This is a genomic window from Paraburkholderia sp. XV, from assembly GCF_020177535.1.
Taxonomy (GTDB): domain Bacteria; phylum Pseudomonadota; class Gammaproteobacteria; order Burkholderiales; family Burkholderiaceae; genus Paraburkholderia; species Paraburkholderia caribensis.
This window is the reverse complement of record NZ_JAGUUD010000071.1, coordinates 19,076-45,795: the sequence shown is the minus strand read 5'-3', so window position 1 is coordinate 45,795 and position 26,720 is coordinate 19,076. Positions and strand designations below refer to the sequence as shown.

Annotated in this window: 18 protein-coding genes and 3 pseudogenes; 14 read left to right on the top strand and 7 right to left on the bottom strand. The window is 58.0% G+C overall.

Annotation, left to right across the window (positions count from 1 at the left end):
* The first annotated feature begins 1,470 nt into the window (after positions 1-1,470).
* From KFO72_RS27540 to KFO72_RS27510, 7 genes and pseudogenes are all read left to right on the top strand, one after another.
* Complete coding sequence (locus tag KFO72_RS27540) at positions 1,471-2,280, top strand: class I SAM-dependent methyltransferase (RefSeq protein WP_082433791.1); 810 nt, start codon at positions 1,471-1,473, stop codon at positions 2,278-2,280.
* A gap of 113 nt (positions 2,281-2,393) precedes the next feature.
* Positions 2,394-3,118 (top strand): annotated as a pseudogene (locus tag KFO72_RS27535) (IS6 family transposase); the annotation flags it as partial.
* A 298-nt stretch (positions 3,119-3,416) separates the two neighbouring features.
* Positions 3,417-3,800, top strand: a pseudogene (locus KFO72_RS27530) (DUF2345 domain-containing protein); the annotation flags it as partial.
* Positions 3,801-3,880: 80 nt separating this feature from the next.
* Positions 3,881-5,071 (top strand): SH3 domain-containing protein, encoded by a 1,191-nt coding sequence (locus tag KFO72_RS27525; RefSeq protein WP_060605942.1) that lies wholly within the window; start codon positions 3,881-3,883, stop codon positions 5,069-5,071.
* A 207-nt stretch (positions 5,072-5,278) separates the two neighbouring features.
* Positions 5,279-6,580: a glycoside hydrolase family 19 protein gene (locus tag KFO72_RS27520; RefSeq protein WP_225033451.1), complete on the top strand. Its 1,302-nt coding sequence runs from the start codon at positions 5,279-5,281 to the stop codon at positions 6,578-6,580.
* Positions 6,581-7,221: 641 nt separating this feature from the next.
* Positions 7,222-8,175, top strand: a complete 954-nt coding sequence (locus tag KFO72_RS27515; protein ID WP_225033450.1) for an SH3 domain-containing protein — start codon at positions 7,222-7,224, stop codon at positions 8,173-8,175.
* An 82-nt stretch (positions 8,176-8,257) separates the two neighbouring features.
* Complete coding sequence (locus tag KFO72_RS27510) at positions 8,258-9,301, top strand: hypothetical protein (RefSeq protein WP_148654622.1); 1,044 nt, start codon at positions 8,258-8,260, stop codon at positions 9,299-9,301.
* A 570-nt stretch (positions 9,302-9,871) separates the two neighbouring features.
* Here the strand turns inward: KFO72_RS27510 and KFO72_RS27505 are convergent.
* Positions 9,872-10,861 carry a malate dehydrogenase gene (locus KFO72_RS27505; protein ID WP_062916856.1) on the bottom strand — a complete coding sequence of 330 codons (990 nt, stop codon included), beginning with the start codon at positions 10,859-10,861 and terminating at the stop codon, positions 9,872-9,874.
* A gap of 62 nt (positions 10,862-10,923) precedes the next feature.
* A complete protein-coding gene (locus KFO72_RS27500; protein WP_082433789.1) occupies positions 10,924-12,075 on the bottom strand; it encodes a TDT family transporter in 1,152 nt (383 codons plus the stop codon).
* A 100-nt stretch (positions 12,076-12,175) separates the two neighbouring features.
* On the opposite strand from KFO72_RS27500, the gene KFO72_RS27495 reads away from it, so the two are divergent.
* On the top strand, positions 12,176-13,060 hold the full coding sequence (locus KFO72_RS27495; RefSeq protein ID WP_062916854.1) for a LysR family transcriptional regulator: 885 nt from the start codon (positions 12,176-12,178) through the stop codon (positions 13,058-13,060).
* 436 nt (positions 13,061-13,496) lie between these two features.
* On the opposite strand, the pseudogene KFO72_RS27490 reads toward KFO72_RS27495, so the two are convergent.
* Positions 13,497-13,643: pseudogene (locus KFO72_RS27490) on the bottom strand (IS91 family transposase); the annotation flags it as partial.
* 11 nt (positions 13,644-13,654) lie between these two features.
* Here KFO72_RS27490 and KFO72_RS27485 point away from each other — a divergent pair.
* The 6 genes from KFO72_RS27485 (at position 13,655) to KFO72_RS27460 (ending at position 19,901) form a co-directional block, all read left to right on the top strand.
* Positions 13,655-14,110: an NAD(P)/FAD-dependent oxidoreductase gene (locus KFO72_RS27485; protein WP_225033449.1), complete on the top strand. Its 456-nt coding sequence runs from the start codon at positions 13,655-13,657 to the stop codon at positions 14,108-14,110.
* 102 nt (positions 14,111-14,212) lie between these two features.
* Positions 14,213-14,539 (top strand): hypothetical protein, encoded by a 327-nt coding sequence (locus KFO72_RS27480; protein ID WP_225033448.1) that lies wholly within the window; start codon positions 14,213-14,215, stop codon positions 14,537-14,539.
* 1,044 nt (positions 14,540-15,583) lie between these two features.
* Positions 15,584-15,892, top strand: coding sequence for a DUF4148 domain-containing protein (locus KFO72_RS27475; RefSeq protein WP_054930601.1), 309 nt, complete (start codon positions 15,584-15,586; stop codon positions 15,890-15,892).
* A 1,187-nt stretch (positions 15,893-17,079) separates the two neighbouring features.
* Positions 17,080-17,757, top strand: coding sequence for a response regulator transcription factor (locus KFO72_RS27470; RefSeq protein ID WP_054930600.1), 678 nt, complete (start codon positions 17,080-17,082; stop codon positions 17,755-17,757).
* 19 nt (positions 17,758-17,776) lie between these two features.
* Positions 17,777-19,168: a sensor histidine kinase gene (locus KFO72_RS27465; RefSeq protein WP_062916852.1), complete on the top strand. Its 1,392-nt coding sequence runs from the start codon at positions 17,777-17,779 to the stop codon at positions 19,166-19,168.
* Between the two features lie 49 nt (positions 19,169-19,217).
* The gene (locus KFO72_RS27460) at positions 19,218-19,901 is read left to right on the top strand and encodes a winged-helix domain-containing protein (RefSeq protein ID WP_060605959.1); all 684 of its coding nucleotides are present in this window, start codon (positions 19,218-19,220) and stop codon (positions 19,899-19,901) included.
* 294 nt (positions 19,902-20,195) lie between these two features.
* Here KFO72_RS27460 and KFO72_RS27455 read toward each other — a convergent pair whose 3' ends face one another.
* The 4 genes from KFO72_RS27455 to KFO72_RS27440 all read right to left on the bottom strand — a co-directional run bounded on the left by KFO72_RS27455 (position 20,196) and on the right by KFO72_RS27440 (position 26,588).
* A complete protein-coding gene (locus KFO72_RS27455) occupies positions 20,196-20,474 on the bottom strand; it encodes a DUF4148 domain-containing protein (RefSeq protein WP_054930597.1) in 279 nt (92 codons plus the stop codon).
* Between the two features lie 217 nt (positions 20,475-20,691).
* Positions 20,692-22,137: an efflux transporter outer membrane subunit gene (locus KFO72_RS27450; protein ID WP_060605961.1), complete on the bottom strand. Its 1,446-nt coding sequence runs from the start codon at positions 22,135-22,137 to the stop codon at positions 20,692-20,694.
* Positions 22,130-23,353 (bottom strand): efflux RND transporter periplasmic adaptor subunit, encoded by a 1,224-nt coding sequence (locus tag KFO72_RS27445; RefSeq protein WP_054930595.1) that lies wholly within the window; start codon positions 23,351-23,353, stop codon positions 22,130-22,132. Before KFO72_RS27445 ends, KFO72_RS27450 begins: the two co-directional genes overlap by 8 nt.
* A complete protein-coding gene (locus KFO72_RS27440) occupies positions 23,343-26,588 on the bottom strand; it encodes an efflux RND transporter permease subunit (RefSeq protein ID WP_176054356.1) in 3,246 nt (1,081 codons plus the stop codon). The genes KFO72_RS27445 and KFO72_RS27440 overlap by 11 nt, the downstream gene beginning before the upstream one ends.
* Positions 26,589-26,720: the final 132 nt, after the last annotated feature.

Below are 26,720 nucleotides of genomic sequence, written 5' to 3'. Positions count from 1 at the left end.
CTTGCCGACCGTGACGTCGAAATCGTTGCAGATCGAGGCGTGCATGCTCACGTGCCCGCCAGGCAGGACCGGCGAAGCAAGTTACCAAGCAAGCCAGCGGTATTGTGATACCAGACAGGGAACCGGATTGACGCAGGTTGCGCAACTCGTAACAGAAGCGATTGCGGTCGTGACGGTGTGCTGTACAGTTCTGCGCCCAATGATGAAAAGGAGAACGGGTAAGTGTCCGACTGTGACCGTATAGACACCCGACGATGGGCACGCCATGCTTTCGCCGGGTCATGAATGTGACTGTCCACAAAAGAATGATAGTCACAGTGACGGAATCCACTGAAGTCAATGGCCCACGCAAGTATCGTCGACGTACGAAGGGGACGAAGCCGAGTCCATATGTCGCGCGTCTGTGGAGTGAGATCACGGACCCGGGTGACCGCAGCGCCATTATTCCCGACGTCTATCTGAAAGTGTGGGCGCAAGGGTATCCGCGCACGAATCCGACTTCATCCTTTTTGACGAGGCACAGGACAGCGACGGCGTGATGCTGTGGCTTCTGGGCCGGCCGCCGCATGCACAAATCGTCTAAGTTGGTGACCCATATCAGCAGACATGCGAATGGCGTGGCGAAGTCAATGCCATGGGACAGATCGATACTCCCCCACACGCGCTGACCGAGTCTTTCCGTTCCGGGGTAGTCGTAGGGCAGAGATTCAGCTTGTTCCCGCCACTCGACCAGGTCGTAGTGCAGTCTGTGGAGTAACGGTCATATAACAGTTGGGGAATATTGGATACGGCCCAACAATCCGCTCGCCAGAGGGATAGCGTGGCTGCGCATTTCGGTTTTCGCGGACCTACGACGTGCTCTAGCGGGGCCGACCTTGATCGGCTTAAACATCAGAGGTTTGAATGCGCTACACATCTTATTTGCTGTAAAAAAGATGCATCAATATCGAGTCAAATTGAGAAAACTATCGCTTTTTTGTTCGTAGCAATCCCGCAGTGCCAAACGATGACTAGACTGACGATACGCATAATCAGAAAGCCTCTCGCCAGTTCTGGAATCCGTATCTAATGAGCTGCCATGCGCCATTGTGTCGAACGACTCATAAGTCGTGCATGGCGGTGGTAGGCTGAAGGCGCTAAGAGCACGCGACGTCGGAATTGCCTGCGTGGATTTTCGCGCGTTTCTGGACCCTGTCTATCAGGGAGTCTGAAGCAGACAGCACCGATTGTCTATCGGGCGACAACATTGTGAAGAGAAAGTTGTTCGAAAGATAATCGAGCGTTCAAGCGAGCAGGTCAAACGCTACGGGGAAAATTCGATCGTAGTCCGTTTCCTTACGTGCAATGTGAAAATGCACGTGCGGGGTCGTCCGATCTGGGTGTCTTCCGTGCGGGCGTTTCACATCAAGCATGAGCTAATTCACGCGCAGTAATCATGGTGTTCTTGTCGACCTTGTTTCGGGAGATGAAATGGTTTCTGTAACTGGTGCGGTCTCTGCTCGAATTTCCCGCTTTCAGGCAACTTTGCAGCGCAAGTCATTTGCGCATTACCGCGAGTCACTTGCAGAAGATTTATCCTTCGAGCAGGCGGTCAATAAGTACCCGGATCGGAATGCCCTTTATGCATATATGCATCATTATCTGTGGCATATCGCGCCTGCAGAGATTCGTCACCACCGGTCCTATTTCAGCCAGCGACGGCGCGGATTTGGAGAGGATGCCTTCCATGCAATGTGGTGGCTTCTCTTGCGCGATTATCAGCCACAGCGTGCTCTTGAGATCGGCGTATATCGTGGACAGATCACCTCCCTCATGGGCCTGATCGCGAAGTTGTGCGCATTCCCATGCGAGGTCCATGGTATCTCACCGTTCTCTTCAGCCGCGGATACCGTGAGTAAGTATCGTAAGAACATTGATTATCTCGACGACGCGATTGCCTCTAATCGGTCTTTCGGATTACCTGATCCGAATTTTATTAAGGCTTTGTCAACGGACACGATTGCGACCGAGCACATCCGTTCCAGAGCGTGGAATGTGATCTATGTGGATGGCAACCACGATTATGAAGTTGCATTGGCTGACTATAAGGTCTGCCGGGATGCGCTCGCTCACAACGGTCTGCTGGTAATGGACGACTCAAGCTTGTATACCGACTACCGTCCAGCGAAATTCTCATTTGCCGGGCATCCCGGACCGTCACGCGTTGTTCATGAATTAGCTTGTTCCGAGCTGCGCTTTTTGGGAGGAGTTGGTCATAACAACGTGTTCACAATTTGTTGACGGCATACATGCAATCAAGTTGGATGCACACGTGTTCGGGTTTGACTTTCCACTATGGCAAGGAGCAGCGCGGGCTTTGTCACGTTGCCGAGGTGGTCGCGTAGAATCTGGAGATGAATAAATCTAGATCGCTCTATCATGGTCATCGCTTTCCGGCGGTGGTGATCAGTTGTGCCGTTCGCTGGTACTTTCGGTTTCAGTTGAGCTTGCGCGACATTGAAGAGTTGCTGTTCGAGCGCGGGATCGTGGTGAGTTACGGAACCGTGCGCCGCTAGTGCGATAAATTTGGCACAGGGTTCGCGCATCGCGTCAAGGCTGCTCGCCGCAAACCGGGCAGTACCTGGCATCTCGATGAATCGTTTGTGATGCTGCGCGGTGAACATTATGTGCTGTGGCGAGCCGCCGACGAGCACGGCGCCGAACTCGATATCCTGCTGCAAAAGCGGCGCGACACGACCGCAGCCGAACGATTCTTCAAGCGCATCCTTCGGTCTTGCCTGGTGCCGCGCAGGATCGTCACTGACCAGCTGCGCAGTTATCCGGCCGCGAAGTCCCGGATCCCGAGCTGGCAAACGTCAAGCACGTGTTCGTCAAGGCTGCGGCCCGCGTGAACAATCGGGCCGAAAATAGCCATCAACCTACGCGTGAACGTGAGCGGCGCTTGCGCGGATTTCGCGACCCAAAGCGCACCCAGGCGCTTCTTTCGAGCTTCGGACCGATCCGGCAGCACTTCGCGCTCAAGCGTCATTTGCTGCGCGCGTCTTTCTACCGCAAACAGCTCGCTCAACGCTTTGACGCGTGGCATCGATTCACCGAGCTCGCCCGGATTCCGTCCGCTCGTCTGAGCAAACACACGTCCCCAGAAGTTTTTACGCCGTCGCCCCGTCAACGTGACAGCGCCCTTGGGATTCCTCTCAGTTTCTGGTCTAGACCGGCGCTCGTGTCGTTTCAGAGGTTATTTGCGCCACCAGAGAAAATGAGTCCCAGTCAAAGGCGCAGCGTCAAACAGGGATAGATCACAAAAGTTTTAAATATTTGTGTGCCGAGGCGACACGAATTGGTTGGACGTGGAGCGAAACGGTGAGAAAGCAGACCGTGCAACCCGTCAAAAGCGACAAAAATTGATTGTCAAACTACGACATCAATTGATGAACTCTACACAAAGTGTTCATGTGGCAACGGGCAAGTCGCTGATAGCGAGCGTCGCGCAAAAGCTCAGTCTCTTCGCGCAAAACGCGGGCATGAAGCTGTTCGCGGGCAAAGGCAAGGTCGAGATTCAGGCGCACGACGACAACATCGAATTGACTGCGCAAAAGTCCGTCAAACTCATCTCGGCGACACAGACGATTGAAGGCGTGGCGAAACAGGAAATTCTGCTGACTTCGGGTGGCGCATACATCCGGCTGAAAGACGGCAACATCGAGATTCACTCACCCGGCGCGATCGATGTGAAGGGGGCTCAGCACGGCTTCAATGGGCCCGTTCGGCTTGACGAGAAGTTCCCGTCGTGGACTGACAGCGAGCCGAAACGGTCAGTAGACTTTTCGGGGTGACGACGATGGGGCGTCCCGTAAAAAACGAACTGAATAAAGGATAGCTAGTGGCGCAGCAACAGGACAAGCCGTCGCAAGTCGAGAATTGGGCGTATCCGTTCTCATTGAAGAACCCCGGTGCGCAGCCCGCTCCCGAAGATTATCTGAGCGCCCTCAGTGCATCGGAGGATGGCTTCTATCCAATCGGTGCAAACGGGCTCTGGCACGGTGGCATCCATTTCGGAAAAGGCACAGCTGGCAAGTTCGATCAGGATGCCGGCGTCAAGTGTATTGCAGACGGTGAAGTCGTCGCATGTCGCCTCAATTCGAAGCTGCAGGAGCTCGCCTATCCTGACGGATCCAGGGCTGGATACTCGAGCGGGTTCACGCTGGTGCGGCATCGGCTCGTGTTGCCAAAGCCTCCCGCGCCGTCCACGCCTTCGGCGCAGCCGGCGAATACGGCGAACGGTGCACCGACGCAGAACACAAGCACACCTGCCGAAGACGTTTTGACGTTCTTCAGCCTTTATATGCATACGCTGCCGCTCGATGGTTACGGTGCGGCGAAGGCTCTACGCGCCTACTATGGCGCGACAGACATTTATACGGTGGGCAACAAGGCAAACGATCCTCGCAAGAACGTCGCTGGTTCCGAGGATCACAACCAGCCCGGCCTGCGCGTTCGGGCGTCGCATACGGCCGGTAGTGCTGTGACAGGCTGGCTTGCTCGCGATACGAAGATCAAGGTCGGCCAGAAACACGGCGCATGGGGCAAGATCGGGGGTTTTGTGTCGGGTACGGTTCAATCGTATCGGGAAGGCGCAGCCCTGCCAGCAGATGCCGCGACAGGATGGGTTTTCCTGGGCGAGCTGGACAAGCAAAGCCAACCGTCTGCGGTGGATCAGATCCATGTCCTGCCGAAGCCTCACGCTATCGCCGCAGGCGAGACGGTTGCGCTTATTGGTGAGTATCAGCGGCTCGTGGAAGCGCGGGCGCATCATAGCTTGCCGCCCAAGCAGGGTGAACGACCGCTGCTTCATGTCGAGGTCTTCACGGGCGACGACATCAACGCTTTCGTTTCGCGCAGCCGCGCACGGGCGCAGCAACTCGATCCGAAATCGCGCAATCTCTTGCTGATTCGAAAGGCGCGAAGCTGGTGCAGCCGTCTTCTCCCAGTTCATCGATCCCGCACGGAGCATCCGTCAAGGACGCCCCGGGCTCGCCAGCCAGCGGTGCGTGGCGGAAGGTCTTGCAGGTAAACCCGAGCGGGCAGCCGCTCAACAATCAGGCGCTCTGGATTGCGCGCGCGGATCCGCACGGCAATGAAGATCGCCCGGCGTGGAGCCAGTTTCCCTTGACCCTGCAAGCGGCGGGCGGCGGGCGGCGCGGCGGCAGCCTGGACACGCGTGGTGAGCACCGCATCGGCGCAAAGTTGTGTTGAGGCTGAGAACAAGAGGTGGTACGCAGTGAGCATCGCCGACGGGAACAATGCCGAAGTCAATGGCTGGGTTTGCGATCACGGGCATCCTCTCGTTGAGCTGAAAAGTCCCTGGGACTGGCCGGGATTCGATGTCCTGAATCTGCAAGCGTCGGTTTCCGACATGTTTGCACGCGCGCTCTATATCGCAGACAGCGGCACGCCGGACGAGATCGCGCAATTCGAGGGCTCATTCGCGAATGCGCGCTCCGACGAAACCATTCGCAAGCTTGAAGACGCGATCGACGCTCAGGGGCAGCGCGATGGCAAGATCACCGCACACGAACTACAGACGGCGCTCGGCAAACCGTGGCTCGCAGATCGGATCGATCATCTGATCGTGCGATACGAGAGTGAATGGGGCGGGGAGATGAGCAAGTGGGATGCGCTCGATTCGCATATGCATGCAGGGCTGCCTGTGTGGCAAGCGGAGAAGACGCGGATTGATGTGCTGCGATTTTGGAGTGGGATCAGCGGTGTGAGTGGATGGCCAACGAGCTCTAAAGTTTATCATTTTCATCCTCTTGGTCTCGTGGGGAATTTCCGCCGTACCGACTTCCAGTTTACGCTCGCGATGATGCAGCACATTTTCCCGAGTGCAAGTGTTGCGACGCTGCAAGCAGCTATGACGGAATTGAATACGAATATCGATTTGTTTAAACTCGACAAGCCACTCAGACGCGAGCACTTCTTCGCACAAATTCGACGTGAGGCAGGACCGTCGTTGGCTGTTCACGATGGTGAAAGCCTTAATTATCCGCCTGACCGTTTGAAACTGAAATTTAGCTATTTCCAGGCACATCCTGACGAGGCTGATTTGTACGGACGTACGGCTGAGCATCCCGCCGATGAGCAAGCAATTGCGAACCGCGCATATGAGCGCAGAAATGGTAATGGAGACATCGCAAGCGGTGACGGGTGGAAGTACCGAGGCAGAGGCTTGATCCAGATTACGGGTCAAACTCAATATCGATTGTTTACCGAATGGCACCGACAGAATTCAAGTGGCTGGGCCGGCGAGGCCAATCTGAACTTTCTGGTAGATTACGCGCTGGTCGGCGAGGTCAAATACGCCGTGAGATCGGCCGCGGCGTATTGGATCAATAACAGAATGTACGAAACGGCCGATCATGGCGCAGCCGAAGACGATGTCGATAACATCACGCGAGCGATCAATCCCGGACTTTTCAAGCATCAGCCTGGTCACCCGATCAATCCGGAGAATATGAACGACATCGTGGATCGGCGAAATAATTTCGCGTCGATTCACAATTGGGGAGGACTGAAGTAATGTGGATAGCACGAATTCTAACGATTATTCTGCTCTCGCTCGTTAAATATGACGTGGCGAATGGGCAGGATCAGACTTATCAGAATGAACAGACACTTTGCAACGACGGGGAAGAGATTTATTTCAGTTGTCCGCTAGAAAATCAAAAGACTGTCTCCGTATGCGCAAAGGACAACACTGCCCCTAATCGGGGCTACGTGCAATATCGATACGGTACCAAGGACAATGCTTTCGCATTTCCTGGTCAGAATGTTCCTCCCGCAAGCACAGTCAAGATTACCGACGTCTCTGAAGGTAGTATTCGTGGGCTGCATTTGAAATTCTCGAAAGGAGCTTACACGTATGTCGTTTCGTCTGTTTCGCCAGGCGAGGTCTACGTATCGAAGAATGGAAAAGTAATATTTGATCAGGAATGTACGGCTTCGGGATACAAGAGTTTTTCGAACAAAATTTTCGATGGAGTCAATGAAGTACCTGTGTCGAAGGTTGATATTCACTGAATGATGTTTCTGCACGAAGTAGCGGCAGCGGGTCCTACAGTCATGTGGACCGTTTCGATGCTTCCTGCAGGCGTCTGCTTCGATCGTCCGAATCGGATCAACTGGCGATCGGCACGCGCTGTACGATGTGCGCTATCAGATATGAGCCACCCAGCACGAATCACTTTGCTGTTTTCAGCTTTTCTGGTTTCCCAACAGGCATGGTGTGCGCAGGATAACCAGCGGGAGATCGATTTCCCCAATCACGCGCAACTGGTTTATTCCGCACCCGTATCGCCGGAACTGAGCCGCACGTTCGGGCCTGGTTGGACGCGTCTCACCATCACGCGCCCAGACGGTACCGCACTTGCGATTGTCCCGGACGAAGCGCTCATTTCTCAGGGCGGCGTCATCTTTTCGACGGTTGGCGCGAGAGCGCGCTCGCACGATGGACGCTATGTCGTACTCGATCTCACGCGTAACGGAGTGACGGAAACCGAAGATGGTAAGCCTACTGTGGTAAGTCGTAAATTCTGTCCGATCCTGGACACCGTGACTGGGTGTGTCGCGCGTGACTATTCTGGCGTTGTTTGCGGTGGCGCATGGGATGACAAAGAGACGAGATGGCGCAGCCAGCTCGACTCAGGCAAAACGGACTCGCAATCGATGAAAGCGCTGGAAAAGCCGACGGCGCGAGCCGTATGGACTCAATTCAGCCAGGCCAAAGCAACGAATATCAAGCCATTCTTGCGCGTCGCGTTGGGTCTGGACAATCTTCGAGCATGTGATCCGCCGAGCGCAGCAAACGCACGGTATTACGCGCAAATACAGGCCGCGCTGGGCGACGCATCCTCTGCCGGGAACCACTCGACGCCCGCCTCCACCAGAGCTATGCCAGCCGATGCTGATGCGTTGAGGGTATCGACGGTGCAGGTCGACCGAGCATGGCTCTACGAGCGGCCTTCAGTAGGAAGCAACCGTCGCGGCTATCTCATCCGCGGCGATCGCGTTGTCATTATTGGCGAACAGAAGCCGGATTGGGTGAGAGTTCGCTATAACCGCGCGGGGAAGGAACCTATCGAAGCATGGCTGGAGCGACCGAACATCGACCGATAACTAACTTCGTGGAGGTGCCCTTGATTGCAACGTTTGTGCTTATCGGAGTGCGCCTCAAGAAGATTGAGCATAGGAAAAGCGATTGAAACAGTTCATAGACACTCATGTTCTGCTACTTCGCATCCGCTCTTTTAGCATGCACACTGTATCTACCGGCGCGGCGTTTGCCATAGCCTTGATGCTAATCGGCGGTACTGCCGAATCAGCGCTTGCCGCCGCTCCGTCGTCCACATTCCGTTTCGCGTTGCCGGGCGGAGGGGCAATTGTGTATGGCAAGGCGACGAATCCTCAAGCCCCGTTAGCCCGGCGTGCATGGCAGCAGGCCATCTTCTATTTCCCGAACGGCACGACGTTCAGCGTCTTGCCAAAAGCCGGCGATTCGACCGCGCCCGGTGCGTTAATGCAACCTCCGCATGACAGCAATATTTCTCCTTCTGGCCAATATGTCGTCATAGAACGAATCGAGTCGGGATCGGTTTCGTCGGGGCCTGCAGAAACGGAGTCTGGTGCGAGCCGGGAATACTGTTCTGCCATCGAGATTCGCACGGGCTGTATTACAGCGGATCAAACTGGCGAGATATGCGGGGCGGGCTGGCGTGCGGGCCAGCCCGCGCAGTGGGGAAACGACGACCAGACGAACCTGATGTTGAAGGAAGACCGTCCATCGGCCAGCCGGCTGATGCGGTTTATCCGTGCTGGTCAGCCACCAAGGTTACTCGTTAGCAACGACTCGGGCGCCGGAAATCTCCTGCGTTGCGATCCGCCGTCGGCGGCCAATCGTGGGGCGTATCAGGGGATTACGGCCGCTTTGCATGCAGCAGGCGCGCGAAACGATGCTCGACTGATAGACGACGGGCTTTCAAAAGCGGACATTGATATCGTCGGCACGCCACTTTCATCTGCCGCGAAAATCGGGAATCCTGCCGCGACCATATCGGTGCAAAGAGCGACACTTTATAAGGCCCCGGATGATGCCAGCGCGGGACGCGCCTATCTGGTCAAAAACGATAGAGTATCGGTATTGAAGCAGTCGCCGTCCGGTTGGGCCTATGTGGACTACGGCAACGCTTCTGGCAAGCATCTGCTTCGTTGGATCAAATCCGATCAACTGACGATCGAGCCGTAAAGTGCTCCGCAATCTGAGCGAGATATACGACACGACTCGTATTGCTAGCGTCCGAATGGCAGACATCCAGGCAAACATGTTGCGCACCGACTCGGCCCGATATGGGATCAAAACGCTATTCAAGCGTCCGCCGATTGAGTGTCCGCTGTCGAGCAATCTCATTGTCCGCTCCGGGTCGAGGGCGTGTGAAAACTCGAAAGTACTCGGTTTTTCAGGTGTCGCTTTACCCTTCCCAAGGCACTGCGAAGCCAACACAGCACGATCTGGAGGGTCGATTTTTTCGAGCGTCGCGTTTAGGGTGCGTTTTCACACGCCCTCGATTTGGCGTTCTCGCGTTCTTCTCAGAAGATGCCTGCGTTTAGGCGCCAGATATCGGGGCAACGGGCCCCATCTATTCCCATGAGTTCTCTTGGCTTACAAGACATGCTCGCCGTAGTACAAATGGGGCGCTTTCGAGATCGCAAGAAAGTTTTTGAAAATGCACGGAGGGCACACGCGTCGACACACCAATGAGCTGAAACGCGCCCCTTCCCGACGGGCGCAGGCGCTATAGATAATGCCTCGGGCGTACTATCGCAATCCGAGGATCGCGCGAACGGCCTTCATTTCGTCCATGAGTTCCGCGACAGAGGCATCGATATGTGCACGTGCGAATGCATCGATATCAATATCGGATACAACGCGGTAGCAACCTTTACCGCAGGTCACGGGCATGCCGAATACGAGCCCGGCTGGAATGCCGTATTCGCCATTCGACACGATGCTCATCGACACCCATCTTCCGTGACTGCCCCTGACCCAGTCGTGCATCTGGTCGATCGCTGCATTGGCGGCCGACGCGGCAGACGATGCGCCGCGCGCTTCGATAATCGCCGTTCCGCGTCGTGCGATCTCGGGGATGAAGACATCGCGATTCCACACTTCGTCGGCGAGCAGCACGCGAATAGATTCCCGTCGTGCCATCGCATGGCGGTAGTCCGCGTACATGGTCGGCGAGTGATTGCCCCATACGGCCATGTGATAAATCTCATCCGCGGGTACGCCGCAGCGGGTAGCGAGACGGCCCACTGCCCGGTTGTGATCGAGGCGGATCATGGCCGTGATGGCGTCATCTGGAAGGTCGGGTGTGAATTGCCGCGTGACCCATGCATTCGTATTGGCGGGATTGCCCACCACGAGAACCTTGACGTCACGGCTTGCCGCGTCATTCAATGCTTGTCCCTGCGTGCGGAATATCGCCGCATTCGCGGCCAGCAGATCCCGCCTTTCCATTCCTTTTCCGCGCGGTCGCGATCCGACCAGAAACGCGTAGTCGGCATCGCGGAAAGCGGTGTACGGATCGTCGCCGATTTCGATGGCTTCGACGAGCGGAAATGCACAGTCTTCCAGTTCCATGACGACGCCACGCAGCGCGTCCATCGACTGCGGAAGTTCGAGCAGTTGTAGGACGAGCTTCTGTTCCTTGCCGAGCAGGTCACCGTTGGCGATGCGGAACAGCAACGAATAGGCAATCTGACCTGCTGCGCCCGTGACCGCAATGCGTTTGGCTTTTGATGACATGATTTTTTTCCTTCTCTCTTTCAACGGTTGTCGATGCCCGGTTGGGCAAAGCGGGTGTGCAATCAGGCCGGGGCGCGGGCTTGCGCAAGACACGGAGCGCGGAATCGCACTTCCTTGTGCAGCAGCGCCCTGGCCGTGCGGCAACTCACGAAGATCCACAGCGCGCCAAGCGCAACAGCGAGCACGATGCCGATGTGCACGAAGCAAGCGAATCCAGTCGTGCGTCCAAGGGCGAATGTGGCGAGCGTATAGACGCCAATCGGGAAAGTGAGACCCCACCAGCCGAGATTGAAGGGCAGCCCTTCAAGGCGATAGCGCCACATGAACAGCACCGCGCAAGCAAGCCACCACAGACCTGCGCCCCACAGCAGCAGCGCGCCGAATACGCCGAAGGTGCTGGCGAGAGAGGCGACGTCATGCAAGCCGGTATGTGCGAACGCCTTGTTGGCGGCGTCGCCGAGTGTGATGAGGCCAAGTGCGCCCGTGCCGATGGGACCCAATGTGAGCCAGCTGGTCACACCCAGTTCGCGATGCGGCAGCTTGTGGATGATCAATCGGAACAGCACGATGGTCAGAATCGCGAATGCCAGCGGGACCGAAATAGCCCACAACACGTAACCGGCTCCAACCACGAGCTGCGCCGGGGAAGCGGGCAGGTGAGGCGCCAGCACACCCCCACTGGATGCGGCCACTTCCGGCGCGACGATGGGAAGCAGCAGGGCGGCAGTCAATCGCTCCAGACTGTGCTCCTGGCGCGTGAACATCACATAGGGCACGCCGATCGCGATCACGACCGACAGCACCGCGTCGAATACCCACAGGTTCAGTGCGATCTGATAGGCCGGTGCGCCGAGATGCGGCGCAGCGAAAGCCACAAAGCCATTGATGATCGGCGCGAGCCCCATGGGCATGGCGCCGAGGAACATGGACTGCAACGGATGACGCAGCAGCGGTCCGATCGTCTCGCAGAAGAGGATGCATCGGCCCGCGAACATCAACAGGAAGATCGCATACAGGCCGATATCCGCGATCCAGAGCGACTGCGCAAGGAGCGCCTTGCCGTCGAACGACACCGGAAGCGCATTGAGCACCAGAAACGCGGCGCCCGTGCCCATCGTCACGGCAAACCAGTTCGGCGTGAACTGGCGGATATTTTCCAGCAGGCTTTCATGGTTGCCTCTGCGCCAGCGCCGGGCGGTCAAGGTTTGGCTCATCGCAATCTCCGTTAAGGGGTTCGGTGAGTGAACTTTAGGGGGGCTCGATATATACTAAAAATACATCTTTTCGATCGCTCTTATATCATTTCGGTATTCCATGAATTTCACCCATCTGGCAGCGTTCGATGCCGTCGCGCAGACGGGCAGCGTGACGGCCGCGGCCGAACGATTGCACGTTAGCCAACCCGCGTTGACCCGCGAGATACGTGAGCTCGAGGAGCGGCTGGGCGTCGCGCTGTTCGACCGTATGCCGCGCGGCATGCAGTTGACTGAGGCGGGCCGGATGCTCGCCGAATACGCAGGCCAGATCTTCCGGCTGGCTGACGCGGCCGAGGCGGCGGTCGCAGAGTTTGCCGGTCTCAAACGCGGGCATCTGGTGATTGCGTCGAGTCATACGATCGGCACGTATCTGATGCCCGCGCTGATGGACGCATATCGCGATCTGTATCCGGGCGTGACCATCGAACTCGTGATCTCCAACACTGAACAGGTCAAGAGCGCTGTACTTGGGCAGCGCTGTCAGCTTGGTTTGATCGAAGGACCCTACGGCGACGATGCGTTCGATGTCATGTCACTCGGCGCCGACGAGATCGTCGCGGTCGCGGGCCCGGATCATCCGCTGTCGCGAAGGCGCAGGCTCAACGCGGCGTCCTTGTCCGACGTGGAGCTTGTCATGCGCGAGAAGGGTTCGGGCACGCGTGAAGTCGTCGAACAGGCTTATGCGGCGCACGAACTCACACTTGAACCGGGGCTGGTGGTCGGCAGCCAGGAGGCGATCAAGCGGCTGCTGCGCATCGGGCATGCGGTGTCGTGGGTGTCGCGTCTGTCCGTGAGAGATGAACTCGAAGCCGGTAATCTGGTGGAGCTGCCCATTAGCGACATTCGCGTGGTCCGCCAGCTCAACATGCTCTGGCGTAAGAACCAGAGCCTCACCCCGGCGGCAAAGGCTTTCCACAACTTGACGACTGGTGTATTTACTTGACGGAGTCGCGTTGGAAGCTCCGCGCGCGGCCCGCATGCGGTCCAAGGGGGCGCATCCGTCAAACATGGCCACCTAGCGTCTTTGCAGTTCCCCAGGCAGACGTGGATTTGATGCGGACTTACATGCCGGATAAGCCGTCGTTCGTGAAGAGACGTCGAACTGCCGGTCTCACGCCGACTGCAGCCGGCCCAGTGACTCCCTTGCCGCATATTTTACATAAATAAGTTGGCAATCTGGCCCTACTTCATTTCGGCCACGGATGTGCGTTAAGGAAGGCCCCGATACCATCTCGGGCGTTGCGTCGGCGAGCACTTGGCAGGCCTGGCCATGTTCCGGCAAGCGCTTGTCGCCGAGGACTATGTAGCAGTTCTGCGGTGGAGCATGCTGATCGATCTACGGTGATCGGTCAGACAGGGGGACGACTCAATGATGCTGGCTAGTGCACATGGGTCGGGTCAGGAGGAGCGCGCGGCAGGATGCCAGGCACACCGCCTTCGATGTGGACCATATGACCCTTGCCGCACGCTGGGCAATCGCGTAGTGACCTGCCGGTGAGCCGCCGGTAACGGTCGCGGTAGTCTTCCCCGGGGACGGGTGATTCCGCGACAGGCGGCCCGCTATCTAATCGAGCAGATCAAGGCAAAATCCAACGTCTCCGTCCAACTCGATTCGGAAGTGACCGCGGTGCGGGGGGAGTCCCGTCTTTCGGAGATCTGTTTGCGGGATGGGTCACATGGAGAGGAGAGCTGGAAAGCCTGCGGAGGGCTTTTCGTTTTTATCGGTGCAGACGCGGAGACGGGATGGCTACCGATGGAGATCGCGCGCGATCAACGAGGGTTCGTGCTCACGGGCGACGATGTCGTTAAGGCCGGGCTCTGGTCCGAAACTCGCGACCCTTACTTACTCGAAACGAGTATCCCCGGCGTATTCGCATGCGGAGATGTACGACTGAGTCCGGTCAAACGCGTCGCGTCCGCCGTTGGAGAACGGCAGTATGGCAATCGCATTCGTTCACAAATACCTGGAAAGCCGTCGAGGGTGAATTGTTAGTATGAGTGCAAAGAGGTTTATCGTCAGGCCGTATGGCGAACGGCATCCAGTTCGACAGCGCGCAGTTCAGGTTAAGATTGACTTTTGGTCCACGAGGTATGTATGAAAGGGTTCCTGCTTATGATCGTAGCCGCTATCTGTTCGCAAAACTCACATGCGGCGAGTTGCACTCAAGGAACGCCGGTGCATGTGAGAGGCGACGTACCGGGGGCTATCAGCTACGACATTTATCGCCAACTTCACCCCGTAACCGTCGAAAAGCTGGCCAAAATGACCGCGTCGCAGCAGGTAACGCTGCTGTCAGCCAATGTTTTGGCATGCGAGCTTTCCGATGACGGGGTTGACGATCCTTCCGCAGTCCTGCTCGGCATACCTGGCGGATCGATGAATTATTGGGTGCCGGCAAGACAAGTTCAGCGTGGTGACTAGCAGGTCACCGGGCGAAGTTGATACCGACTTCTTTGTACCACTTAACCGATACTGCGATCCTAGCGTTCACGAAAAGAAGGAATGTTGGATCCCGGCATAGGTGCCGGTCTTGCTATGACCCGCTCATGCCTTAAATGTCCACGTACTAGTGAAGAGCGCTCCGCCAATTACTCCGAGCGCCGTGAGCGTCAGATAGGCGAAATGCAAATGCTGATGCGACGCAAGTCCATGCGTGCCGTACGTCAAGACACCTAGGCTGACAAGGCATGCTAAAGCTCGGATCGAAAATGCAGGTGTCGAAGTCATTCGTTCTCTCCTTTCAGTGACAATGCCGCTCTACAGGGGCAGTGGAATCAAGGTCATTCGTTAATGTGGATGGACCGACGGACGCCGTCCAGCGTCGCTAAACTCCGCTGCTTATGTTCGAGCGCGCACGGCAGCACGCATTTTCGATTCGGGCGTGGACAGAGCGTGGCGTCATGTGCGCGCTGCGTAGAATACTAAAGCGGCGGTATCTGGAATAGCTGCTGAAATCCCTCGGTGACATAAGCCGGCGCCCCGTGCGACACAGAACCTCGCGAGGACCTGCTGCGGCGCACCAGGTCTTGGATTAACTGCGGCGCCACACGGCTTGGGGTTTGCACAGCGACGCAGTGCAACATGACAGCGGGGCTATCCGCGCACCTGAGATTTTCGTGGAGCGGTACTTTCTGGCGGCACTTGTTGTAATGGTGTTCAGCCCAGGGCTAACGATGCACGCTGACGGACACTTCATCAGCGTCGACTGGCGGTGCACGCTGCCTCGGTCTCAGTTTTGTTCGATTCCTTGTCTCAACGTCTATCCCTCGCGCGGAAAACCGGCGCGGATAGTATTTCAACAGGCAGTCCGTCCATCATGCACGGGGTTTCAATGCGGTCTACCGGAGGGCCGGCAGGCGATAGCGTGTGACACGCACATTAAACAAGTTTCATCGCCATGCTGCCGAATTGGTCAGGTGCACTCTGTAAGCTGAATTTGTCGAAATCAACTTTTGGAGAGTCGCCATGAAAACTGTTTCGATCACCGCCGCGTTTGCACTGCTTTTTCTTACGAGCGTCCCCGCTTTTGCGTCGTCTCATCTCACGCCACAGCAGTGCAACGACTATCCCTTTACGAAGCTACAGCATCCTGTGACGCACAGTCAGTTGATGAATGAGTTGAGCGAACTAGAGGCAGTTGGTTATCAACCGGGAGGCAGCGAGGACGACTATCCAGACGATCTTGATACCGCCGAAGCCCGCCTGCAGTCGGAGTACCAACGGGACTGCGTCAAGCCACAACTCGGTGCAAGTGTTCAAGCGACGGAAAAGTGATTATGCTCCCGCGAGAGTAGAATACTTTGACATGGGAGCGATAACCTCATTAGTTGCACGCTTGCGTCTATTGATGGCACCATTCTTGTGACGCGTGAAGATCCACCAGGCAGGAGTTATCACGTTGCCGTCGCGCACATGGTCAGATTGCACCGCAATAAGTATTCTGCCGAGTCTCGTTCCTAGGCTTGCTCTGCCATATTGCTGCATACCGAATGCCGAATAATCAGAAACGCTGTCAGTCGTAGCAACGAATGCCATCCGGTCATGTCACTTGCTTCATTTCCGTCGAATCAGTCAAGCAACGTGAGGTCGGGGCTGCCCAGCCGCGCCGCATGATTCTGTTACGTGATCACGTCGCGCTGAGTAACGAACCGGTATAGCGATCGGAGTGTGCGATCTACGGTATCAGGTCACTAGAAGCCCATCAGAGATGTGGTCACGACACCGCGCGGTAGCTGGCCGGGGGCCTTACCGCGTTTCGCCAGACGGCCGCTAGCCAAGCCGGGGCAGTCGCCGGTGTGTCTCGCTTTCGAACAACCGTCGGCAAGCTTCATGGACAAGGACCTTGACACGTCCTCGGTCTCGCGCCATCCGTTCTACTTCCACCCCCGGAAGCTGGCGTTAAATCGCCGGCACATCCCTGTCATCTCGCTCTTTTCTTGTTGATCAAGTCTTGTCCTTGTATCGACCTGTCTTAGAAATTAGACGATCACGCTCTGAACTATTAAGTCGAATTTAAGTTTTGCGCTGCATTATCGCAGCTGCCGCCGTTCAGGTGACGCCTGATGCGGTGTCAGGCCCTTCAATGACGAAGACCCTCCTCCACTCATGCTCGTCTTGCTCTGTCTCGTTGCGGGCCTTGTGGTTGCGAAGCGATCCGGTATTGCGAGGTTGATGTCGCCTAGTGTGCCTGTTAAGAGGCGGGTCTCGACGGGAGACGCATCATAAGTCGCTTAAACACGTTTCAGGGACAGGAGCGCACATTGGGCCGCGCGCCTCGACATGCGCCATCAGGTTCTTATATTTTTCTTCATTGAAATGCTGCGGTCGTAGCGTTCGCATACAGCTAACCTTGCATTTTCAGAACGTTGACTGAAAGCTATGTAATGCGTGGGCTTTCACGCGTGTGTGCGACCCCCAAGCCAACCTCTATTTGCCGTGCCGGCGGTGTCTGAAGCAGACCTATGTTGCGAGTGCTCACCATTGAAGACGACGATGTCGCCGCAAGCGAGATCGTCAACGAACTGACGCGACGCGGATACTCCGTTCAGCGTATTAGCGACGGGCGCGATGGCATGACCCACGCGCTCAACGACGAATACGACATCATCACGCTCGACAGGATGTTGCCAGGCGTTGATGGCCTGACCATATTGAAAACCATGCGCAGCATCGGCATCACCACGCCAGTCCTGATGGTGAGCGCACTGGGCGATGTCGATGAGCGTGTAAGAGGGTTGCGAGCGGGTGGCGACGACTATCTCACGAAGCCGTTCGATCCGGAGGAAATGGTTGCTCGACTCGAAGTGCTGTTGCGGCGGCGCTCGACGCCGCATGGGCAGTCTGAAACCTCGCTGACGGTCGGTCCGATTGAACTCGACCTTATTGCACGCAGGGTAACGCGCGACGGGCAGGAAATTCCTCTGCTGCCGACTGAGTATCGCGTGCTCGAGTACATGATGCGTCATACCGGACGCACGATCACCCGTACGATGTTGTTCGAAGCAGTGTGGGGCTATCACTTCGACCCGGGCACCAACCTGATTGATGTTCATATGGGAAGGCTTCGCAAGAAGATCGATCCTCCGGGGACGCAACCCATGATTCAAACTGTCCGTGGCTCTGGCTACATATTCGGCTAAATCATCATTCGCTACCGAGATGACTATTGCACTTGGCTCGAGCCTATCGCGCCGCTGGCATACCGCAAACCTTCGGCTCCTTTCCGCCTACGGGCTGATCTTTTCGATCACGGTGATGATGCTGCTCGCCGTGCTCTGTTTCGTCGTGACGAGAGAAATGGAGCGACAAAACGATATCGTGATGGACTGGCAACTGACCTATTTTGATTCGCTCCCGCAGGATCAAGTTGCTGAAGCCGTTCAGCGCCGTCTGGAGCACGAGCGCATGCATGCCGCATACTATGGGCTGTTCGCGGCTGATGGGAAGCACATTGCGGGGGACGTGACGCGCGTGCCGCGCGGCGTGCCGACCGATCGTAGTCCCGTCACGCTCGACCGTACGTTACCTGTCGGCGAAGGAGTGGCCGCGCCTGTGGTCCGCGCGATGGCCAATCGCAGCAGTAACGGTGATATTCTGGTTGTGGCGCGCGATCTAACCCACATCATCCGCATCCGCGACGACCTCGTGAACACCCTGCTCATCGCCGGCCCGTTCTGCCTGATTGTAGGGATGGCGGGAGGCCTTGCGTTGAGCTTTCGGCAGGTGCGCCGGCTGAGTAACATCCGGCGGGTTACGCAGGCGATTGCGAGGGGTGATCTAAATCAGCGGTTGCCCGTAGGCGGGCGAGATGAACTCGACATGCTTGCGCATCTCGTCAATCACATGCTCGACGAGGTCGAGCGTTTGATGACAGAAGTGAAAGGCGCATGTGACGGCATTGCTCATGATCTGCGCACGCCGCTCGCTCACGTGCGTACGCTGCTTGCACATATCGACCAGCATGCACGACCATGCGGCGATCCCATGCTTCTCGATATGCTTTCGCGCGCACGCAAGGAAACCGATTCATTATTAGAGCGCTTTCGCGCCATGTTGCGCATTTCAGAAATCGGCGCGTTGCAACGTCGCGGGGGATTTGCACAGGTGCAACTGGAAGACCTCGTGCGCGATGTCTGTGAACTGTATGAGCCGCTCGCAGAGGCACGCTCAATCGTATTGACCGTACAAAGCGAGCCGGTCGAGCTCATTCATGGCGATCGCGCGCTGCTTTTCGAAGCGCTGAGCAATTTAGTCGACAATGCGATTAAGTTCGTGCTTGATAACGGAGTGGTGAGCATCGAGCTCAAACAAACGCCGTTCGGTCCGCTGGCAGCCGTGATCGACAACGGGCCGGGCATCCCCAGCACGGAACGGGGCGCCATCATGCAACGATTCTACCGCGCCGAGCAGACCCGGCATCTTGCAGGGTCTGGGCTGGGCCTGAGTGTCGTGTGCGCCGTCATGAGGGTTCACGACTTCAGGCTGACCATCGACGACTGCGCACCGGGCACCCGCGCGGCGGTCGAATGCTGGTCACATACACTCGCGTAGACCGCCATGTTCATATTCGTAGTCGAACCATTCGATTCACTCTGATCGCATGCGCATCCTATTGGTGTCACCGGCAATTCCCGAAGCCGGCTGGCTGCACAAGGCATTTCAGGAAAGTGCACATAGTCTGCAACGCGCTGAAGATGCACGGGACGGACTATTTCTCGCGTCCCACGAGCCCTTCGATGCTGTGGTCGTGCTGGCCGCCGACGCGGCCGCACGGGCCGTGATGCTTGCCGCCGTGCCGCTGTTCGCGAGTCTGCCGAATAGTCCGCTAGTAGTCGTAATGGTACGTTCGATCGACACACAGGATCGAATCAGCGTGCTGCGCGCGGGTGCCGACGCCTGTCTGTCGTACCCGTGGTCGTTCATCGAAATTCACGAGCGGATGCTAGCTTTGCACCGATCGTCGTCGAAGGTAGGGAACGAAGCCATGACGGCGCGCGTTCTCCCGAGGCTCGATACTGCAACGCGGGAGCTGGTCGACGGCAACACCCGTCTTTCGCTGACGAAGCGTGAATATCAGCTTCTCGAATGTCTGCTGCGTCAGCCAAACATGCCCGTGCCACGGGACCAGTTGATCCGGTATGCATGGTCGGAAAAGGAAGATGTCGACCCCGCAAGCGTCAATCTGGTTGTTTCGCGTCTGCGCAGGAAACTGGTGCAGCGATTCCCATATATCAAGATCGAAACAGTAAGCCGTTTCGGCTATCAAATCTCCTGCACGCGCTAGTCTGTCTGGCTACCACGTGCTATCTGTGGCGCACGGTCGTGCCCGCGTTGCTTCCTTTCTATAAAGCGGAATGCCCACGCATATGGGCATTCCGGCTTCAACGGCTCACGATCCAAAATAGATATTGCAAAAGCTCGGAGGTCCGACGCAACCGCCGGCGGCCTGCGTGTTTTGCGCTGCGCAGCCCGACAGCAGGACCGTGACGATGAGCGTGAGGCGTGCTGTAAGTCGGTACAGCGCGCGAGGTGGACGAGGCTTGTTCATCGCGTTCATGGCAGATCCGCGCTACGACGCTCAGTGCGCGTAGACGGTAGAGTTCAGATAGGCCAGCTGTCCGTCTTTCTCGGCCTGGATGAGTTCCTGGTAGACCTGCGCACGCGTTTTGGGCTGAACTGCTTCACCATAAGGTGGCACCCACTGCCCCGCCATGGCAGGCACTGAACTCTGCGCGACCTGTGGCGCAGGCGAGGCAGCGGCACCCGAGGTGCCGGGCGTACTGGGAGTGCTCTGTGCGAATGCCGAGGCGGAGAGGATGAGGCCCAAGGCCGCGGCTGTCAAAGTGAATTTATGCATCTTAGTTCTCCATATTATGCAATGAATGACCGATGCGGAGTTGTTGCATCGGACACGAATCAGGATAGACAGGTAGAACTAGCGCTTTGGCGATACCAGTATGAAAAGATATTCATGCGCCGTTTATGCTTTCCTCGGCGTAGTGCGCTGAGAACCCCGATAGAGCTGCGTTTTCATGAAAGGCCATTCAACGTTGCAAGGCGAAACGCACAACGCATCAGCGCGCGGCGACGGCTCCGGTGCCGTTTGGTGTCCACCCGCCACCCAGCGCCTGGACGAGCCTTACGGCCGCCGTCAAACGGCGCGTGTAGAGCGCCGACGCACTGATCTCAGTGTTCAGTTCCGTCGTTTGCGCGGTCACGACATCGAGATAGCTCACCACGCCGTCGCGATAGCGGGACGTAGACAGGGTCAGCGTTCGCTGCGCAGAGGTCAATGCATCCTGCTCCTGCATGGATTCGTCGCCGAGATGATGCAATAGCGCAAGGTTGTCTTCGACCTGCTGGAACGCGCTCAGTACGATGGACCTGTACTTCGCGCCATTCTCGGCAAGCTGTGCCTCGGCGGCGTGCGTGATGGCCGTTCGTCGGCCACCGTCGAACAGTGTGAACAGCAACGTCGGACCGATTGACCAGATCTCGTTGGGCGTGATGAGCCACGGAGACAACACGTCGGTCTGGTATCCACCGGCCAGACTTAGCGAAAGATCGGGAAAGAACGCCGCCTTGGCGACGCCGATCTTCGCGTTGGCGGCGGCGACGGTGCGCTCCGCAGACGCAATGTCCGGACGGCGCTGTAGCAGCGCGGCAGGGATCCCCGCCGGGATATGCGGCAGGTAAGGACGCACGGCATTCGCGGGCAATGTGAATTGCGATGCCGGCACGCCGACAAGCGTTGCAATTGCATGTTCATCGAGCGCGCGGCGCGCCAAGGTGTCGTCGGCGGCCGCACGCGCTGCCGATAATTGCGTACTTGCGCGCGAGACGTCGAGTTCCGAGGAAATGCCGCCGTTATGCCGACTCTGTGTGAGATTGCGCGCGCGCCGATAAGTCGCCACGGCGTCGTTAAGAAGTTTTTGCTGTTCGTCTAGACCACGCAGATCGAAGTAGTCGCTTGCGAGCTGTGCCTGCAGGCTCAGTTGCAACGATGCAAGATCGTCCGCGTTGGCTTCGGCCGTCGCAGTTCCGGCGGCGATTTCGTTGCGGACCTTGCCCCATAGGTCCACTTCATAGTCGAGGCCGACATCGAACGTGCTTGAGTCGTAGACGGACGGCTGGTCTGGGCTGCGAAGCGGCCGGTTATCGGATTGCCTTATGCGCTGGACCTGCGCCCCGGCGCCAATGGTCGGAAACAGGCTCGCACGCGCCTGGTCGGCGAGTGCGAGTGCCTTGTCGTGACGGGCGACGGCGGCGGCAACATCGGGGTTCGCTTCCCCGACCTGCGCTTCGAGGCGATCAAGGACGGGATCATGAAAGACCGTCCACCACGCACTGCGCGGCACTCGGTCGGCGGGCGACGCGGTTTGCCATTTGCCAGCTTCCTTGAACGTGGCCGGTATCTCCGTGAGGGGGGCATGGTACTGCGGCGCGAACGAGCATCCGCTGAATGACGAGATCGCGAAGACAGCGCCCGCCAGCGACGCACAAACAGACAGGCTAGCCATGCGTGTGCTCCCCCGGCCCCGGGTTCGAGCCTTCCGTTGCACGCGTGTCGTTACCAGGGTTCTTTGCGGCCGCGACGTGGACGGCATCGCCATCGACGAGCGAGTCGGGCGGGTTGTCGATCACGCGGTCGGCGCGATCGAGTCCAGACCCGATAATGACTTGTGTGCCAAGGTCGGTCGCGATCGCAACGTGCTTGAGAGTCGCATGTCCGCCACTGTCGACAGTAGCTATCTGAAGCCCTTCGTCGCTGAAGATCAACGCGCTCGCTGGGACCTCCAATGCGCGCCTGCTCGCGGGCAGCGAGAAATGCACCTCGGTGTACTCGCCGGGGATGAGCAGGCCTCGATGGTTGTCGACCGCGAGTTGTACGAGCAGCGTGCCTGAAGATGGCGTGATGGCATCGTCGGTATCGACGAGATGGGCGTCGAAAGTCATCCCCGGCCGCTCGGGCACGGTGAGCGTCGCGCTCATGCCGGTGCGGATCGAGGCGGCTTCGCTTTGCGGGACGCTCACATAGACGCGCAGCTGGTGCGCATCTGACACGGTGAAGAGTTGGGGGCGGTTGCCTCCGCCGGCGTCAATTAATGCGCCAACGTCCGTGTCGCGCGCGGTCACGATGCCATCGAACGGCGCAGCAATGCGCTTGAACGATTCAAGCGCTTCAAGGCGCGCGACATTCGCCTGTTGCGCGGCGACAGTGGCCTGTTTGGCAGCGAGATCCCCGGCTTTCTCATCGGCTTCCTGTTGCGAGACAGAGTCCTGCGAAAGCATCAGGGTCCAGCGCTTCGCCGTGGTGGCTGCGAGTTTTTCGTTAGCTTCGGCGTTCTGCAAATCGGCACGCGCCTGTTGCAACTGCTGGTCGAGATCAGGCGTGTCGATCATACCGAGCACCTGGCCCGCCTTCACGTGGGTGCCGATGTCCGCATACCAGGCGTGCAGATAGCCGGACACCCGCGCATAGATCGGCGCGTTGATGTACGCAGCAAGCCGGCCGGGCAGCACGAGCTGTTGGGCAGAGACGGGCGCGCGCGGCTGCACGACCGATACCGTGGGGATTGCCTGCGCCCGGGTCCAGTCCGCGACTTCGGAGCGGCTATGTATGCGGCTTGTAATGCCGCTGCCGACAATGGCCGCTGCGGCCAGCAGCGCGGCAATACCGGCCAGCTTCAGGTGATTGAGGCGTCGCGGCGAACGGACGTCGATTTCAGTGGACATGCGATTCTCCTCGATCGTTACTGGTAAGAGAACATTGAGCAGGTTGAGGGCGGTCGTTTCGATGAACGAGACTGAAGATGACGGGGACGAACAACAGCGTCGCGCAGGTCGCGCACATCAGGCCGCCAATGACGGCTCGCCCGAGCGGCGCATTCTGCTCGCCGCCGTCGCCCATGCCGAGCGCCATTGGTGTCATGCCGATGATCATTGCCAGTGCCGTCATCAGTACTGGGCGAAAACGCGTAAAGCCCGCTTCCAGCGCCGCGACCAACGGGTCGCCGCCCACCGCGAGGCGTTCGCGCGCGAAGCTGACCACGAGGATGCTGTTCGCCGTCGCGACCCCCATGCAAAGTATTGCGCCCGTCAACGCCGGCACGGACAACGGCGTCTGCGTGGTGAAGAGCATCCACACGATGCCCGCAAGTGCGGCAGGAAGAGCACTGACAATGACCAGCGCATCGCTCCATGAATGGAAATTCACGACGATCAGCAAATAGATCAGCAGCACAGCACCGCCCAGGCCAAGCAGCAACCCGGTGAATGCGCCATTCATTGTCTGTACCTGGCCGCGCAGCGTGACAGTCGAGCCCTTGGGCAGGTCTTTGGCCGTGGCATGGAGCACATGCTGGATCGAAGCGGCGACGGCTCCCAGGTCGCGCCCCTGCATCGTGGCGAAGACGTCATAGAGCGGCATGATGTTGTAGTGCGAAATCACGAGATCGCCGGCACCGCGCGTAATCGATGCAATCGCACCGAGCAGTTGCGACCGGCCATCGGCGCCGCTGACTGTGAGATTGGAGAGGGCGGACAAGGACGTCATCCGGTACTGGGGTGTCTGTGCAACGATTGGATAGGACACGCCGTTGTGCGAGTTGAGCCAGAACGATGGCGCGACCTGGCTCGTGCCCGAGAGGCTCGCGACAAGGGAGTCGGTCACATTGGATTCGGTAATGCCAAGCTGGTCGGCCCGCGAACGGTCCACTCTCACGGTAAATTCGGGGTAGTTAGACGCCTGCTGTATACGTGGGTCGGCGACACCACCAATCAGCCTGATCTTGCGTAACAGCTCGATCGCATAGCGGTGGTTCGCGGCCTGATTGGGACCCGCGACTTGCACGTCTATGGGTGCCGGTGCTCCGAAATTGAGAATCTGGCTAACGATGTCCGCGGGCAGGAACGCGAACGTCACCCCAGGAAAGGTGCGCGGCAGTTTCGTACGCAAAGTCTTCACATAACCGGACGTTGGAGCATGGTCGGGGCGCAGGGACACCAGTATGTCGCCGTCTTGCGGTCCCGTGGTACCGCTATTGTTGTAAGTCAGATTGATGCCGCTGTTCGGCAGACCGAGATTGTCCGTGATGCTGGCCAACTGGTCGGACGGGACAATTTCGCGTATGACATCCTCGACGCGGTCGGCCAGCGCGGCCGTGTCTTCGATACGCGTGCCAGAAGGTCCGCGCATGTGAACGACAATTGCCCCCGAATCGATGTCGGGAAAGAAATTGCGGCCGAGCCATGGCGAAAGCACCGCCAGCGAGCCGATCACGGCTACCATGAAACCCGTGACGAAACGCAGGCGGCTCGTCAGAGCGAGCCCGAGCAGCACACGGTAAATTCTGCGCAAGCGCTCGAAGCGGTGTTCAAACCCGCGTTGCAGGCGAACGAGTGGGTTGCGCGACGGTATCACGTGATCCATTGCGCCGTGTGCCGCCATCACGGCGCAAAGCTCGCCAGACGCGTGGCCATCTGAAGCATGGGGTCGCAACAGATAGGCTGCCATCATCGGGACGAACGTGCGCGACAAGATGAACGATGCGACCATCGCAAAGATGACGGCCTCTGCCATCGGCACGAACAGATAGCGCGCGATGCCGTTCAGCAGCAACATCGGGACGAATACGATGCAGATGCAAAGCAATGAGACGAAGGCGGGCGTGACGATCTGAGCAGCGCCGTCGAGAATCGCGGAGCGTACGTCTTTGCCCTGTTCAAGATGCCAGTTGATATTTTCGATCGTGACGGTCGCGTCATCGACTAGAATTCCGACCGCCAGGGCGAGGCCGCCTAGCGTCATCACATTCAGTGTTTCACCCAAGGCCGCGAGCGCGGCGATCGCACTTAACACGGCAAGCGGGATCGATGCTGCGATGATGAGCGTTGAGCGCCAACTACCGAGAAAGAGCAGGATCATCAGTGACGTCAGCGCGGCTGCGATCACGCCCTCACGGGCGACGCCGCTAACAGCACCTTTGACGAACGTCGACTGATCAGCCAGGGTCACGATCTTAAGCGAGGACGGCAGCGTGGCCTCGACGATCGGTAACTTTGCTTTAACGCCGGCGATGATGTCCAGGGTCGAGGCGTTACCGTTCTTCAGTATGCTCATCAGCACGGCGCGCTGGCCGTTGACGCGCACTATGTTGGTCTGCGGTGGAAAGCCGTCGCGCACATGTGCGACATCGCGGATATAGATCGTCGAGCCCCCCACGCTTTTGATCGGCAGATCGTTGAGCTCCGCGAGCGCGATCGGGCTGTTATTCAGCTTGATGTTGTACTCAAACGGGCCAATCTTCTCGGTACCGGCGGGGACGATCTGGTTCTGTTGTGCAAGCGCATTCGCAACATCCTGAGCCGAGAGCTGTCTGGCCTGGAGCGCTTGTGGGTCGAGGTCGATCTGCACTTCACGTGTCTTGCCGCCATAAGGCGTTGGGATTGCAACGCCCGGAACGCTGAGTAGTTGCGGCCGGATGTAGTTCGTCGCGTAGTCAGCGAGCTTCTGTTCGTCGAGCTTGTTACTTGTCAGGGCGATCTGCAGCACGGGAACAGTCGACGCGTTGTAGTTCAGAATCTGTGGCGGGGTCGTGCCGGGCGGCATCTGCTTTAGAACTGTCTGCGAGACCGACGTCACCTGCGCAGTGGCCGTGCGGATGTCAACGTTAGGCTGGAAGAAGATCTTCACGATGCCGTAGCCACGAAACGATTGGGACTCGATATGCTCGACATCGTTGACCGTCGTGCCGAGCGTGCGCTCGTAATACGTGACGATGCGGCCGGACATGTCGTCCGGCTGCAGGCCGGTGTAGCTCCAGACGACGCTGATAACGGGAATGCGGATGTCGGGGAAGATGTCGGTGGGTGTGCGTAGCGCGGCGAGGGGGCCGGCAATCAGGATGAGCAGAGCGAGAACGATGAAGGTATAAGGCCGGACCAGCGCTAACCGGACAATTTTCAGCATGGACAACGACTCCGTGCAGGGCACTCATCAAGCGCGACCAAAAGGGATTTTTGGCCGTCGACCAGGACAAGCGGGAGCCCGTATTGTCGGGAAAGGACGCTAACGCACAGCGTCTACTAACATGAAAGATGT